Here is a 14,940-nt window from a genome sequence, read left to right as displayed (position 1 = left end):
GAGTTATTGGGTGTCGCTCGACGCCGCCCACGCCCCAGGAGCGGCGCTTGGAAAACAGGTGGCGGCGTTCAGTCTGGGACAAGCCCTGGGATCCGTGGCTGCGGGGGTGCTGTTCGAGGTCATGCCCTCGGCGCCATTCTGGGTCGCGGCGGCGCTGGCCTTGGTCGGGGCGCTGGCAGTTGCGAGCCCGGGCCGACGGACGGCGCTCGGGCTCTCGAAGCCGCCCCCACTCCCGTAGAGCAACGCGATGATGCACGACTTTTCCCCCGCTCCAGGCGGCCAGCACCGAGGCTGGTGCGCCGCGGCAGCCTCGATCATGATTTCGACTTGACGTAGATCAAACCGCCACCCGGTCGATGCTGCTACGTTGGCTACGATGTTCATTTATGACTTGAGAAATTCCATGATTCCCGCCCACCGGCTCGGCGCCGCGGCGGTGCCCGATGGCTTTTGGCAGAGGCCCGTTTGGAACGGTTGTATTCACCCTTGAGCCGTCGATCGTCTATACTGCCGCCGCCATGACCCGCCGCCTGAGGATCTGGATCGCCTCGCTGCTCATACTCTGGCTCCCGCTCGCCGGGACGCTGGCGAGCGCGGCTCCTGATGGCTTTCATGCCCATGCGGCGGCTTCTCCCGATTACGGCAGCCTTGACTCGAATCACCTGGACGGTTGCGACCGGGAGTCAGCTCCCGCCTCGCTCTTGTGCAATTGCCTGCTATGCCATTCCGGCGGCTTCTTGCACTCTGACGTTTTGACCTTAGGCGCGGTGCCGCTCACCGAGCACCGAGCGGACCACACCATGCCGCGGCCCCGCGGATTCATACCCTCCCCACCCAAGCGACCACCCCTCGCGTGACGGCGAGCCTGTCCGGCTGAGGTCAAGCAGCACCGCTTGGCCCGACCTTCGGACAGGCCCGCTCCAAGAGATCTTAGCCCTCGCGGCCTGCGAGCGATCGCTGCAGGCTGCACGTATTCCGGACCGAAGGAGATCGTCGGGGAGAAACGAAATGAAGCACAAGTGGATGGCGGTGGTGCTGCTGGCGGCGACGGCGCTGCCTGTGGCTTCCCGCGCGCAGCAAGCCGCCGACGGCCTTTTCGATCACCTGAGAAGCGCGACACCCGGGCAGCTCGCCCGCGCGGACGGCCGTGAACAGGCCCCACAGAAGCCAGTCCTCATCGCTCAACTCGTCGCGGAAGCGCTCGAAAACAACCCCGAGATCCAGGCGGCGCGGCGGGAGTGGGAGGCGGCGCAGCAACGGGTTCTTCCCGCGGGGGCGCTCGACGATCCGATGCTGGAGGCGGGAATCGTCAATCTTCCGGCGGAATCGCTGAGTTTCCGGCGCGAAGACATGACCATGAAAATGATCGGTCTCGCCCAGAGGCTCCCCTACCCCGGCAAGCGCCGCTTGCGCCAGGACCTGGCCGCCAAGGACGCGGAGTCGATCGGCCACGGCTACCAGGAGACTGTCAACCGGGTCATCCGGGACGTCAAGCTGGCCTACTTCGATCTGGCCCTGGTCGTGGAATCCGCCCGGCTGGTGGAAAGGAACAAGCGGATCCTGGAGCAATTCCTGCAGATCGCCGAGGCCCGGTACGCGGTGGGACAGGGCAGCCAGACCGACGTGCTCAAGGCCCAAACCCAGCTTTCGAGAATGAACGACGAGCTGATCCGCCTGGCCCGCGAACGGGAGACGATCGAAGCCGAGCTCGGCCGGGCCCTGGGCCGCAAACCGGGTTCTCTGGCCCTGCTGCCGGAGATGCCCCCCCTCCAGGAGACGGCATTGCAACCGGAAGCGTTGCGGGAGATGGCAATAAAGGGCCGCCCCCAGCTTCTCGCCCTGCAAAGCCTCATCGCCCGCAGCGAAAAGGCGCTCGATCTCGCCCGCCAGGAGTATTACCCGGATTTCGACGTGCGGCTCTCCTACGGCCAGCGTGACCGGATGCCGGACGGGGCTCCCCGCGAGGACATGGTGAGCCTCACTGTCGCCATCAACCTGCCGGTGTGGCGCGAAACCAAGCGGGCCCCGCGCGTCGCCGAGGCCGTAGCCATGCGGGAACAGGCATCGGAAATGTACGAGGCACAGCTTAACGAGCTCACCGCCAGGCTGCGCCAGCAGGTGGCCGCTGCAGAGCAAAACCTTCGCTCGGCCCGGCTTTACGAGACCGGGATCCTGCCCCAGGCCCGGCTCGCCGTGGAGGCCGCCCTCGCCGCGTACAGAGTCAACCGGGTGGATTTTTTCACCCTGCTGGACAACCAGATGACGGTCTTCAACTTCGAGATCGCCCATGCCACGGCCCTCGTCGGCTATCGCAAGGCGCTGGCGGAGGTCGATTTCCTGACCGGCAAACAGGCGTTCTAGAGCACTTGATCCCGACTGGAGATGAATCGTGAAACCGATCGCAATCGCGACGACAATGCTGGCCCTGGCGGCCACCGCCCTGGGAACCGGTTATTGGTGGGGAGCGAACAGGCAGGCGGCGCCTGCGGTTCAGGGCGCGTCCCAGCATTCCCCAGCCCAGCCGGAGCGGAGGATCCTCTACTACCGCAACCCCATGGGCCTTCCGGACATCTCGCCGGTGCCGAAAAAGGACCCCATGGGAATGGACTACATCCCGGTCTACGAAGGCGAAGAACCCGAGGGGGGCGAGGCGCTGGTCAAGATCAGCCTGGACAGGGTGCAGAAGCTGGGGGTCAAAACCGAAGCCGCGGCAGCGCGCGAGCTCCAGCGGACGGTGCGGGCAGTGGGGGCGCTGGAAGCGAACGAGCGCCAGCTCTACACCGTCACCCCCAAGTTCGAGGGCTGGATACAGAAGCTCCACGTGAACGCCACCGGGGAACCGGTCCGGCGCGGCCAGCCCCTGATGGACGTCTACAGCCCGGACCTGATCACCGCCCAGCAGGAGTACCTGATCGCCTGGAAAGGTCTGCAAGCAGTCAAGGAGGGCGCCCCGGAGATTCAGGAGAGCATGCAGCGGCTCGTCGAGAGCACCCTGCAGCGGCTGCGCAACTGGGACATCTCCGAGCAAGAGTTGCTGCGCCTGCAACGGGATGGCCAGGTCACCCAGTTCCTCACGCTGCGCTCGCCGGTCGACGGTGTGGTGCTGGAAAAGCCCGCGTTGCAGGGCATGCGCTTCATGCCAGGCGAAGTGCTGTACCGCATCGCCAACCTGGCTTCGGTATGGCTCCTGGTGGACGTTTTCGAGCAGGACCTGGCCCTGGTGCGCCTGGGGCAGCCCGCCAGAATCCGCATCGACGCCTACCCGGACAAGGTGTTCGGCGGCAAGGTGGTGTTCATCTATCCCGCGGTCGCCCCCGAGACACGCACCGCCAAAGTGCGCATCGAGCTGCCTAACCCCGGCGGCCTGCTCAAGCTTGCCATGTACGCCCGGGTGGAGATCATATCCAGTCCCAACAAGGCCAAGGTCCTCGCCGTTCCCGATTCCGCAGTGCTGGACAGCGGGGTACGCCAAGTCGTGCTGGTCGAGCGGGGCGAAGGGCTGTACGAGCCCCGGGAGGTGAAGCTGGGAGCGCGGGCCGACGGCTACGTGGAAGTGCTCGAAGGGATCAAGGAAGGCGAGCGCGTGGTGGTCAGCGCCAACTTCCTGATCGACGCCGAGAGCAATCTGAAAGCGGCCCTCGGCGCCTTCGGCCACGGCGCCCATGGTTCCAAGCCGGGAGAAGACGGGCAGGTCAAACCCGCCGCAGCGCCCTCACCCGCCGCTCACCGCGGCGAAGGCAGCATCGAGACGATAGATCTCTCCCGCGCCATGGTGAAGCTCGCCCATGGCCCGATCGACAGCCTCCAATGGCCGGCGATGACCATGGATTTCCGCGTCAAGGATCCGGCGTTGCTCCAGAGCCTGAAACCAGGCCAGAAGATCGCCTTCGAGCTGGTGGAGGAAGCAGGCGGCGAGTATGTCATCGCCCGCATCCAGCCAGCGGGCGCCAGCCCCGCCGCCAGCGGTCCCATTTCCGGCCACAAGGGGCATTGAAATGCTGAACCGCATCATCGAGTGGTCCGTGCGCAACGTGTTCCTGGTGCTCCTCGGCACGTTCTTCCTCGTCGCGGCGGGCATCTATACGGCGATCAAGACGCCGCTGGACGCGATCCCGGATCTTTCCGACGTGCAGGTAATCATCTACACCGAGTACCCGGGCCAGGCGCCCCAGGTGGTGGAGGACCAGGTCACCTATCCCCTCACGACGGCCATGCTGGCCGTTCCCAAGTCCAGGGTGGTGCGCGGGCTTTCCATGTTCGGCGCCTCCTTCGTCTACGTCATCTTCGAGGACGGGACCGACATCTATTGGGCGCGCTCGCGGGTTCTGGAGTATCTCAACTACGTCTCCGGGCGCCTGCCGCGGGGCGTGACGCCGTCCCTGGGGCCCGACGCCACCGGGGTGGGCTGGGTGTACCAGTACGCCGTGATCGGCGCGCAGCGCACCCTGGCGGAGCTGCGCACCCTCCAGGACTGGTTCCTGCGCTACCAGCTCACCAAGGCCCAGGGAGTGGCTGAAGTGGCGAGCGTGGGCGGTTTCGTCAAGACCTATCAGGTCACCGTGGACCCTCGCAAGCTCCAGGCCTACGGCATCCCCCTGTCCCGGGTCTCCCAGGTCATCCGCGACAGCAACCGGGACGTGGGCGGCCGGGTAATCGAGATGGCGGAGACCGAATACGTGGTGCGGGGCCGGGGCTATCTGCGCAGCATTTCCGACATCGAGAACCTGGTGGTCAAGGCGGAGAAAGGCGCGCCGGTGTTGATCAGCAACATCGCTCGGGTCGAACTGGCGCCGGACGAGCGCCGTGGCCTCGCCGAACTGAATGGCGAAGGAGAAGTGGTGGCAGGCATCGCGGTCGCCCGCTACGGCCAGAACGCGCTCGACGTGATCCACAATCTGAAAGCGAAAATGGAGGAAATCTCCTCCGGCCTGCCGCAGGGCGTGTCGCTGCAAACCGTGTACGACCGCTCCGACCTGATCCACCGGGCCATCGAGAACCTGCGTAACACGCTGATCGAGGAAAGCCTCATCGTTGCGCTGGTGTGCATCATCTTCCTGATGCACGCGCGCAGCGCGCTGGTGGCCATCGTCATGTTGCCCATCGGCATCCTGATCGCGCTGATCGCCATGTATTGGATGGGGCTCAATTCCAACATCATGAGCCTGGGCGGCATCGCCATCGCCATCGGCGCCATGGTGGACGCGGCGATCGTCATGATCGAGAACGCCCACAAGCATCTCGAGCGCCTGGATCCCAAGGCGTCCCGCCTGGAAGCGATCATCGTGGCCTGCCGGGAAGTGGGACCCGCCCTGTTCTTCAGCCTGCTGATCATCACCGTTTCGTTCCTGCCCGTTTTCACGCTGGAAGCCCAGGAAGGCCGGCTCTTCAAGCCGCTGGCGTACACCAAGACCTTCGCCATGGCCGGAGCCGCCTTCCTGTCCATCACGCTGGTCCCGGTGCTGATGCTGCTGTTCATCCGCGGCCGCATCCCGCCGGAGCACAAAAACCCCATCGTCCGGTTCCTGATCTGGGCCTATCGCCCGGTCATCGGCTGGGCCTTGCGCTGGAAGAAGCTCACCATCGTCGCCGCGGTGGCGGCGCTCGCGGTCACCGCCTATCCGGCGATGAAACTGGGCAGCGAGTTCATGCCCGTGCTCAACGAAGGATCGCTGCTTTACATGCCGGCCACCCTCCCGGCGCTGTCGGTCACCGAGTCCGCCAGGCTGCTGCAGACCCAGGACAAAATCCTCAAGAGCTTCCCCGAGGTGGCCTCGGTGTTCGGCAAGGCGGGCCGCGCCAACAGCGCCACCGACCCGGCGCCGCTGGAGATGTTCGAGACCGTCATCAACCTGAAGCCGGAGTCCGAATGGCGACCCGGCATGACCGTCGACAAGCTGATCGCGGAGATGGACCGGGCGTTGCAGATTCCCGGTGTCTCCAACGCCTGGACCATGCCCATCAAGGCGCGCATCGACATGCTCTCGACCGGCATCCGCACCCCCATCGGGGTCAAGGTGTTCGGCAAGGACCTGGGCGAAATCGAGAAGATCGCGAAGGAAATCGAGACCGTGGTGAAAACGGTACCCGGCACCACCAGCGCCTACGCCGAGCGGGTCACCGGCGGCTATTACCTGGACATCGTGCCCGACCGCCTGGCCCTCGCCCGCTACGGCCTGACGGTGGGCGATTTACAGGAGGTGATCGGCGCCGCGCTGGGCGGCGAGATGGTGACCACCACAGTGGAGGGTCTCGAGCGCTTCGGGGTCATCGTGCGTTACCCTCGCGAGCTGCGCGACGATCCCCAGAAGATCGCCACCCAGGTGCTGGTGCCCATCATGGGCGGCGCCATGATCCCCTTGGGGCAGGTGGCGAGCGTCAAGCTGATCAAGGCGCCGCCCAGCATCCGCACCGAGAACGCGCTGCTGGCGGCGTATATCTTCGTGGACATTCGCGACCGCGACATCGGCGGCTACGTGGCCGACGCGCAGAAGGCGGTCCTCGAAAAGGTCAAGTTCCCCCCCGGCTATTACGCCACCTGGAGCGGCCAGTTCGAGTACATGGAGCGGGCCAAGCAAAGGCTTTCCATCGTCGTTCCGCTGACCCTCGTGATCATCTTTCTCCTGCTGTACTTCAACTTCAAGCGGCTCACGGAAACCCTGATCGTCATGCTCTCGGTGCCCTTCTCGCTGGTGGGCGGGATCTGGCTCATGTACCTCCTGGGCTACAACCTGAGCGTGGCGGTGGCGGTGGGGTTCATTGCCCTCGCGGGGGTAGCGGCGGAGATCGGCGTGATCATATTGATTTATATGGACCACGCACTGCGGGCGATAACCCAGAGGCGCCAGGCCGCCGGGGAGCGGATAAGCGCGACCGATGTCCACGACGCCGTGATACAAGGGGCGCTGCTGCGGGTGCGGCCCATCATGATGACGGTGTTTGCCATCACGGCGGGCCTTTTGCCGATCATGTGGGGCAGCGGCACCGGTTCGGAGGTCATGCGCCGCATCGCCGCGCCCATGGTGGGCGGCATGGTCTCCGCCACCATCCTCACGCTGATCGTGATCCCCGCGATTTATGCACTGGTGAAGGCATTCGCCCTCCACCGGCAGGCCTCCTGAACGAGTCCAACCAATGAGGCGGGGTTTACCGAAAAGACGAAGGCGGAGGCCGTGACCGCTGCCATCATGGAAGCCGCCCACACAGGGGTTCCGGGCGACGGCATCGTGGCCGTCCTTCCGGTGGATAAAGTGTTCCACATTCGCACCCGGTCCGAGGTAGCCCCTGCCGACTTATAGGAGGCATCCAAGCGAGCGAAACCAGGCGTGCAGGCTCCCCATGGAATTCCTTCCGCATCAACCCCCCTCTCTGCCGCCGGCAGCGGGATTTGCTTCCGCCGGCGCATGCGCTCGTCTCACGAACCGAGCGGGGGGGCCCGAGTCTAATCCTGCAAGGGAAGGTTCATGTCCCGCACCGGTAGAAAGATAACGATAGCGTTCGCGCTCGCCGCCTGGTTGTCGGTTGCGTGGGGGAGCATGGGCGCCATGGCCTGCCAGGGCGGCCATGGGGATGGGAAGACAGCCATCGCCCTGACCGCTGCAATCCCTTGCCAGGGTTGCCAGGAACCGGGGAACGTTCCAGGGGCGCCGTGCGCGCAGCCGGGGCCCTGCGTCTCGTGCGGCGCATCCTTCGCCCCGCCTCAAAACGCGAGCCCTCTCCCGCAACACGTTGTTTCTGCGATGCCAGCGCCCGCCTTCGGCGGACCCCAGCACATCGCCGAAATTCCTCGACATCCTCCTCGCCGCCCGAGCGCCGGGCTTTGATCGCCGGCCCAGGCTACTCGACAAGAGACCGTCGGTCGACGTGAGGGGTCCAAGAGCGAGTCCCCCGCCGATGGGCAGGTAGCTCCCTTGCTTTTCCAATCGGAGGCTGAATCATGAAACGCCTTATTCTTCTTTCCGTCATCGCCGCCGCCGGCTTCGCATCGGCAGCAGCTCTGGCCGGTCGTGACGAATCCCAGATGATGGAGCTGCACCGCGCCATGAAAGCGAAAGAAGCCAAGCATCAAACAGTCGAAGCGACCCGGGGCACCGGACCCGCGGCCGAAGGCCGCGCCGGTGACACCCGGGAGGCGAAAGAAGGGGTTCCTGGAAAGGAGCTGTTTAAGCGCGTCCACCCGAAAAACGCCTACAGCTACTGAGCCTCCAGGGGTTCTGTAACCGCCGACAGCGCGGCGTGGGGTTTGCCCCGCGCCGCGCTTCTTTCCGGGGAGACCGAGCCCCTGTGCCGGGCCCGAGCGTCAGTTATGCATGCCGCCCTGTGCCGCCCGCTCGGAGGAAGCCATGTCCATTCGCGTCCCAGGGACGGCACCGGGCACCAGCAGGGCGGATACTTGCTGCAGGAATCGGCGGTGCTTCTCGGGTACGGCCCGATGCCAGCCGGCCAGGTATTCAACGAACGGCTTGGACGCTTCGCCCGGATGGCTGTTGAGGTAACGCAGCACTTCCCAGCGGGCGGGGTTGGACTCGAACAACGGCAACAGCGCATTGGCGCAGACCTCGTTGTCATCGCGCCGGTAGGGGTCCTCCCGCAACGCCTGTTCCCGCTGCGCCACCCAGGCCGCGAGGTCCATGGCCCGCACCGCGTGGCGGTGAGGCTCGCTCTGCAGCCGGTCCGCATACTCCCGTAGCGCCGGGGCGTAGCCCGCCCAGTGCGGGTAGGGCGCCTCCGACGCCCACCGGACCGCCATGCGCTTGAGCGTAAACAGCGCCGCCGCCTCGCACAGGGATTCCTCGAACCACTGGTTGGGCGCGACTGGATCGCCGTGGCGGAATTCTTTGCGCTCGAAGTTGGACAGCACGTGGCAGAACTCGTGGGCGAACTGGTAGGCGTACTGGGCCCAGCGCCGGTTCCTGGCGGTGAGCTGGACCACGTATTCACCCCGGGTGCTCTTCTCGTAGTACACCTTCGGGTTGCCGGAACCGGGGATGACCCGAATCGGTGCCAACGCATGCCCAGGGAAAAACACCCACAGCTCCTTGGCCACCGAATAAAGCAGCACCTCCACAACATCCCGGCTTGCCGTTCCCCAATCCCCCGCCTCGACCTGAATAACTAAACCGTCGCCGCCAACTCCCGAGGTAGAGGAAACCGGCTCGCTCCACGCCAAGGAACTGGCCAAAAGCAAGCTCAAGGGAGCGGCAGACAAAGTAAAGAGACGCATCGGCGGACACCGGCCACTTGAACGGGTTCTGAACCTCCATGAGCATGCCCCGTGCCATTCCCCTCTCCGGTTTATTTCTCTCAAAAATACAGGAAGTTGTGAACATTCACGGTCCGCTTGGCGGGGACCGGGGTGGATGGGTCTGGCCATCCTGGTGCATCGTTTACCCCTTGTGCACCATACTGGTGCGCCGTAACGTCGCTGGTCCAGTTCAGGGGAGTCCGAAATCTCTATCCAAAAAGAAGCTGAAATACCGGCCCTTTGTGAAATTGCGGGTTAAAATTCAGCTCACCCATGAACTCACGGAACAATCGCTGAGTCTTACAGGGCAATGAAACGCCGGCCTTTCCCCCGGATTTTCCACCGTACGCTCGCGGTGCTGGGCCTGTTGCTCGTTGTGCAGACGGGCCTGGCGGCCCAGATTTGCCTGGCCATCCTGGGCAGTGCACCGTCAGCGGCGGCCGCCCAGGCGGCTGGCGGCGCTCCCGACCTGGCCACGGCCCCGTGCTGCGACCATGCTCCGAAGCCCGCCGATTGCCTGGCCAATCCCTACGGCCTGGAGCCAGGTGTGCCCATGGAGCTGCCGTCGGCGAATCTCGTCCCGCCCCTGCTCGTGGCGTGGGCCGCGCACCCCTTGCCGAGGCCCGAAGCCGGTGCCCGGCCGCCTTTGGCAAGCCCCCGTTCCGAAGTCCCCATCCCCATCCGCCTGCACCGCTACCTCAGTTAGCCTGGGGGGCGCGCGGTTACCCTACGCCCGCGGTCTGTGCTCGCGCGCGCAGCGTCTTCGTCGTCCCTTCCCGGACGCTTGCCCGACGTTCCCGAAAGAAGCGGGACCTGCGGGGAGCATCCAGGCATTGACGGATGTCACTCCATCGATGGGAGCATCTTTGATGAAAAAACGAAAACCCTTCTTCGGGCCCTTGGTTCTGCCGTTCATCGCGGCCCTCGCCTTGGCCCTGCCGGGGGCGGTTTCCGCCCAGTCCGGCGTCACCCTCACCCACGTGCACGGCCTTGCCTACAGCGCCGACGGTACGCGGCTCTACATCCCGAGCCATCACGGCCTTGCGATCTATAACGAAGGGCATTGGGCCAAGGCCCCCGGACCGCAACACGACTACATGGGCTTCTCGGCCACCCGGGAGCGGTTCTACAGCAGCGGGCACCCGGCCCCCGGGACCGGGTTCAAGAACCCGTTCGGCCTCATCCGCAGCGACGACGACGGCAAGAGCTGGCAGCGCCTCGGCCTGGAAGGGGAATCCGATTTTCACGTGCTCGCCACCGGGTACGAAACCAACGCGGTCTATGTCTACAACCCGCACCCCAATTCGCGCATGCCCCGGCGCGGCCTCCACTACACCCTGGACGACGGTTTCGCCTGGCGCCCCGCTGAAGCCAAGGGGCTCGCCGGGGACGTCATCGGCCTCGCCGTGCATCCGAGCGATCCCAAGACGGTGGCCGCCGCGACCCAAAGCGGGATCTTCCTCTCGAAGGATGCCGGCGCCACCTTCGAGCCAGTGATGACGGGAGTCCAAGGTCTCGCCGTGTTCTTCGACCTGGACGGCAAGCGCCTGTGGGCCGCGACTTTCCACGGCCAGCCGGCCCTCACCCAGGTGGATCTGGCAACCCGCGGGAAAAAGCCCGTGACCCTGCCCCCGCTCACGCGGGACGCCGTGGCCTACATCGCCCAGAACCCCAAGCGCCGGGACGAATACGCCATCGCCACCTTCGAGCGCAGCGTCTATCTCACCCGGGATGGGGGCAAGACGTGGACCCAGATCGCCGACCGGGGACGCACCTTGTGAGTCCAGGCATTCCAGTCCGGGAGCTTGCGCCATGAGCGAAACCGAGAAGCCGCCGTTTCCGAAGTGGATCTCCCGGTTGATCGCCGGCGGGATCATTGCCTTCGCCGCCGGGTTTGTCGCGTTCGCCTACTGGGCGACGCGCCCGGACGCGCCGGAGGCGAGGTGGCCGCGTTCCGACGCGCCCCGTGCGGAGGGATCCCGCCAGGGCACGACCGCGGCCCCAGGGGCGGACGCAGCTCTGGTGGCCCTTGGAAAGAGCGTTTACGACCGCCACTGTGCCGCCTGCCATGGCGCCAACCTGGAAGGCCAGCCCGACTGGCAGCGCCGTCGTCCAGACGGGCGCATGCCCGCCCCGCCCCATGACGACTCGGGCCACACCTGGCATCACCCCGAGCCCGTGCTCTTCGGCATCGTCAAGCACGGGCTCGTCCCGCCCTACGCGCCCCCCGGCTACCAGAGCGACATGCCAGCGTTCAAGGACATCCTCTCCGACGAAGAGATCCGGGCGGCGTTGGCCTTCATCGAGAGCCGCTGGTCACCGAAAGTCATCGAGTGGCGCAAGGAAGCCCTGGCGGAGCAGGAGGTGAAATGACGAGTCGCAGCGCCTTCGAAGCGCTTTTCGCGCCGCGCTGGGTCCGGGACCTGCAATCGTGGCGCTTCATTTTTCTTGCCTACGTCCCCACCCTGGCGGCGCTGAGCCTCGCCTGGGAGGTCGCCCAGCTCCCCCTCTACACCCTGTGGGCGTCGGCCCTGCCCGAGATCGCCTTCGCCGTCGCCCATTGCACCGGCGGCGACGTGCTGATCGGCCTCTCGGCCCTCTTCACCGCCCTCCTCCTCACCCGCGCCGGAGCGCTGCCCCAATGGCGCTGGCCCTGGGTGACCGCGGTCGCGGTGACCGCCGGTACGGGCTACACCGTCTATAGCGAGTGGCTCAACACCGCCGTGCGCAAGAGCTGGGCCTATTCGGAGCTGATGCCCGTCGTGCCGCACCTGGAGGTGGGCCTGTCGCCCCTCGCCCAGTGGCTCGTGGTGCCGGCGGCTTCCCTATGGATCGCGCGCCGCCTTTTCCTGGGAAACCGAATCCAGCCGGCCGGGAGCAGCGTCGCGAAAGAGGAGAGGAGAAACACGATGAACACGCTCTGGCTGCCCGCCGCGCTGAGCCTGGCGCTCCTCGGTACCGCCGTTCCCGCGGATGCCGATGCCGCGGGCGATCCCGCCCGGGGCGCCCAGGCCTTCCGCGCCTGCGCAGCGTGCCACTCCATCGAGCCGGGACAGCACCTGACGGGCCCGAGCCTGGCCGATGTCTTCGGGCGCAAAGCGGCGACGGTGGAAGGTTTCCAGCGCTACTCCAAGGCGCTCAAGGATTCCGGCGTGGTGTGGGACGAAAAGACCCTGGACGTTTGGCTACAGGATCCAGCGAAGCTCATTCCAGGCAACCTCATGACCTTCCGCGGCATCCCCGACGCCCGCGTGCGCGCCGACCTGATCGCCTATCTGAAGGCGGCCTCCGAGGGCAAAGCGGCTTCCGCCCCGACCGGCAGAGGCGGCATGATGCAGGCGCCTCGGCTTGCCGATCTCAAGAAGGCCGACCCGGAGAGCCTGGTCAAGGAAATCCGCTACTGCCGCGACACCTACCACGTCACCACCGCCGACGGCGAGACGTTTCCCATCTGGGAATTCAACCTGCGGTTCAAGACCGATTCCAGCGATCGGGGACCCAGGAAGGGCCAACCAGTGCTGTTCGGCGCCGGCATGATGGGCGACCGGGCCTTCGTGGTGTTTTCGGACCCGGCCGAGATCTCGGCCTTCGTCAAGAACCAGTGCCCATAGACGCGAATGACCCCTAAAGCGAATAACGCCGGCAGCACCCCCGCCGCCCAGCCGCGCCGCGCGCTGCGCTGGACCGCGCTCGTACCCGTGGCGCTGTTTGCGGGAATCGTCACCTTGTTCGCGGTCGGTTTGACCCGCGATCCGCGGGAGATTCCTTCGCCCCTCGTCGGCAAGCCGGTGCCTCCATTCGACCTGCCGCCGGTGAAGGGCCGCTCGCTGGGGCTCGCGAGCCGCGACCTCAAGGGCGAGGTGTCCCTGGTCAACGTCTTCGCCTCCTGGTGCGTCGCTTGCCGGATCGAGCACCCCATTTTTTTGCAACTCCAGCGCGAAGGCCTTATCCCTATCCACGGGCTCAACTACAAGGACCGGCCGGACGACGCGGCCGCCTGGCTGGACACTCTGGGGGATCCCTATACCCGCACCGGCGCGGATCTCGACGGCCGGGTCGCCATCGACTGGGGCGTCTACGGAGTGCCGGAGACGTTCCTGATCGACCCCAACGGCCGGATCGCCTACAAGCACATCGGGCCCATCACCCCCGAAGTCCTGGAACAAAAGCTTCGCCCGCTGATCGCCCGGCTGCAGGCCGAAGCAGCCTCCGCGGGCGCTTCGAATCCGCGCCCGGGAGGCTCGCCGTGAACAGGACCGGGCTCATCGCGGCGGGCCTGGCCGTGCTCGGCCTCTCGGTCGCGGGCGTGGTTCGCGAATTGAGCACGGCGCGGGACGAGACCCGCGGCGATCCGACCCCGGAAGTCGCCGCCGACGGAAAACTCCCGGGATTCGCCCCCGTCGAGGCCCGGCGTCCCGTGCCGCCGCTGCGCTTCGTCGACGCAGACGGCAAGCCGCGCGCCCTCGCCGATTTCCGCGGGCGCGTGATCCTGCTCAACCTCTGGGCCACCTGGTGCCCGCCCTGCCGCAAGGAGATGCCTAGCCTTGCCCGGCTGCAGGAAAAGCTCGGCGGCCCGGACTTCGAGGTGGTGGCCCTGTCCATCGACCGGGGAGGCCTCTTCGCGGTGCAAAGTTTCTTCGACGAAATGGATCTTCGCCATCTCAAGATCTACGTGGACGCTAGCGCGGAGGCGATGGCGGCGCTGGGCGCGGTCGGGCTTCCCACGACGCTGCTGGTGGACCGCAAAGGGCGGGAGCTCTGGCGCGTGGTGGGGCCCGTGGAATGGGACAAACCCGAGGTCGTGGAGCGCATCCGGCGCTACTTGAAGGACGGCGCTCGCGAATCGTGAATCCGTGATGATTCGATTGACCGTATTGCTTCTGAGCCTCGGGCTCTTCGCCGCGTTTTCCGCTCGGGCCCACTCCCCCGACGAAGTGCTGCGGGAGCTGCGGGAAAAGGAGCCCTACCTCCAGCTCGCGGACCGGGAAGCGCCGGGCTTCGCCCTGGAAGACCCGTCCGGCCGGAAAGTCGCCCTCGCCGATTTCCGCGGCAAGGTGGTGGTTCTCAACTTCATCTACTCGCGCTGCACCGACGTCTGCCCGCTGCACAGCGAGCTGATCGCCCGGATCCAGGAGCAGGTCAACACCACGCTGATGCGCGACCAGGTGCAGTTCATCACGGTTGCGACCGACACCGAGGACGCCGCGGCCACCGCCCAGCTCATGCGCGCCCACGGCAAGGCCCACGGCCTCGACCCCGCCAATTGGGTGTTCCTGTACCGGGGCGCCGGAAAGCCCGACACCGGGATTCAGCTTGCCAAAGCCTACGGGCTGGAGTTCACCCAGGCGGCGGAGGGCCTCCAGATGCACGGTGTGGTCACCCACGTCATCGATCAAGCGGGAATCCTGCGGGCTCGCTTTCACGGCCTCAAGGTCCAGCCGCTCAGCGTGACCGCATTCATCAACACGCTGCTCTACCCGGACCATCACGGTCCCGCTGCCGCTTCGGCGGCCGCCCCGACCGCCGCCGGCAGCCCGTCGGAGCGCAAGCCATCCTGGCCGGGCGGTGTCTTTTTCCAGGCGGCGCTGGGAGCGGGTTTCGCAGCTCTGGGCATCGGAGGGTTCCTGCTGCACCGGCGCCGCCGGCAGCGCAGGCAGCTCGTCCAAAGAGGCCCAAGCCCTGAATAACGGAAGGAGATA

Annotated in this window: 13 protein-coding genes and 1 pseudogene; 13 read left to right on the top strand and 1 reads right to left on the bottom strand. The window is 66.2% G+C overall.

The window, feature by feature from the left end:
• The 6 genes and pseudogenes from V7Q81_RS03255 to V7Q81_RS03230 all read left to right on the top strand — a co-directional run.
• Positions 1-238 (top strand): annotated as a pseudogene (locus tag V7Q81_RS03255) (hypothetical protein); the annotation flags it as partial.
• A gap of 770 nt (positions 239-1,008) precedes the next feature.
• Positions 1,009-2,361 carry a TolC family protein gene (locus V7Q81_RS03250; RefSeq protein ID WP_333840312.1) on the top strand — a complete coding sequence of 451 codons (1,353 nt, stop codon included), beginning with the start codon at positions 1,009-1,011 and terminating at the stop codon, positions 2,359-2,361.
• A gap of 28 nt (positions 2,362-2,389) precedes the next feature.
• On the top strand, positions 2,390-3,994 hold the full coding sequence (locus V7Q81_RS03245) for an efflux RND transporter periplasmic adaptor subunit (protein ID WP_442954744.1): 1,605 nt from the start codon (positions 2,390-2,392) through the stop codon (positions 3,992-3,994).
• Position 3,995: 1 nt separating this feature from the next.
• Entirely contained in the window at positions 3,996-7,118 is a 3,123-nt protein-coding gene (locus tag V7Q81_RS03240; protein ID WP_333840310.1) for an efflux RND transporter permease subunit, read from the top strand.
• A gap of 51 nt (positions 7,119-7,169) precedes the next feature.
• Positions 7,170-7,295, top strand: coding sequence for a P-II family nitrogen regulator (locus tag V7Q81_RS03235; RefSeq protein WP_442954743.1), 126 nt, complete (start codon positions 7,170-7,172; stop codon positions 7,293-7,295).
• A gap of 638 nt (positions 7,296-7,933) precedes the next feature.
• Positions 7,934-8,197, top strand: a complete 264-nt coding sequence (locus V7Q81_RS03230) for a hypothetical protein (protein WP_333840308.1) — start codon at positions 7,934-7,936, stop codon at positions 8,195-8,197.
• A 99-nt stretch (positions 8,198-8,296) separates the two neighbouring features.
• Here V7Q81_RS03230 and V7Q81_RS03225 read toward each other — a convergent pair whose 3' ends face one another.
• Entirely contained in the window at positions 8,297-9,064 is a 768-nt protein-coding gene (locus tag V7Q81_RS03225) for a hypothetical protein (protein WP_333840307.1), read from the bottom strand.
• 487 nt (positions 9,065-9,551) lie between these two features.
• On the opposite strand from V7Q81_RS03225, the gene V7Q81_RS03220 reads away from it, so the two are divergent.
• The 7 genes from V7Q81_RS03220 (at position 9,552) to V7Q81_RS03190 (ending at position 14,928) form a co-directional block, all read left to right on the top strand.
• Positions 9,552-9,947 (top strand): hypothetical protein, encoded by a 396-nt coding sequence (locus V7Q81_RS03220; protein WP_333840304.1) that lies wholly within the window; start codon positions 9,552-9,554, stop codon positions 9,945-9,947.
• Positions 9,948-10,110: 163 nt separating this feature from the next.
• Positions 10,111-11,022 carry a F510_1955 family glycosylhydrolase gene (locus V7Q81_RS03215; RefSeq protein ID WP_333840302.1) on the top strand — a complete coding sequence of 304 codons (912 nt, stop codon included), beginning with the start codon at positions 10,111-10,113 and terminating at the stop codon, positions 11,020-11,022.
• 31 nt (positions 11,023-11,053) lie between these two features.
• Positions 11,054-11,614: a c-type cytochrome gene (locus V7Q81_RS03210; RefSeq protein WP_333840300.1), complete on the top strand. Its 561-nt coding sequence runs from the start codon at positions 11,054-11,056 to the stop codon at positions 11,612-11,614.
• Positions 11,611-12,852: a c-type cytochrome gene (locus V7Q81_RS03205; protein ID WP_333840298.1), complete on the top strand. Its 1,242-nt coding sequence runs from the start codon at positions 11,611-11,613 to the stop codon at positions 12,850-12,852. Before V7Q81_RS03210 ends, V7Q81_RS03205 begins: the two co-directional genes overlap by 4 nt.
• A 6-nt stretch (positions 12,853-12,858) precedes the next feature.
• Positions 12,859-13,491 carry a DsbE family thiol:disulfide interchange protein gene (locus tag V7Q81_RS03200; protein WP_333840296.1) on the top strand — a complete coding sequence of 211 codons (633 nt, stop codon included), beginning with the start codon at positions 12,859-12,861 and terminating at the stop codon, positions 13,489-13,491.
• Positions 13,488-14,090, top strand: coding sequence for a TlpA family protein disulfide reductase (locus tag V7Q81_RS03195; RefSeq protein WP_333840294.1), 603 nt, complete (start codon positions 13,488-13,490; stop codon positions 14,088-14,090). The genes V7Q81_RS03200 and V7Q81_RS03195 overlap by 4 nt, the downstream gene beginning before the upstream one ends.
• A gap of 7 nt (positions 14,091-14,097) precedes the next feature.
• Entirely contained in the window at positions 14,098-14,928 is an 831-nt protein-coding gene (locus V7Q81_RS03190; RefSeq protein WP_333840292.1) for an SCO family protein, read from the top strand.
• The last annotated feature ends 12 nt before the right edge of the window (positions 14,929-14,940 follow it).

The sequence above is a fragment of the Pelomicrobium sp. genome (assembly GCF_036803785.1).
In the GTDB taxonomy this organism is placed as follows: domain Bacteria; phylum Pseudomonadota; class Gammaproteobacteria; order Burkholderiales; family UBA6910; genus Pelomicrobium.
This window is presented reverse-complemented; position numbering and strand designations above follow the sequence as displayed.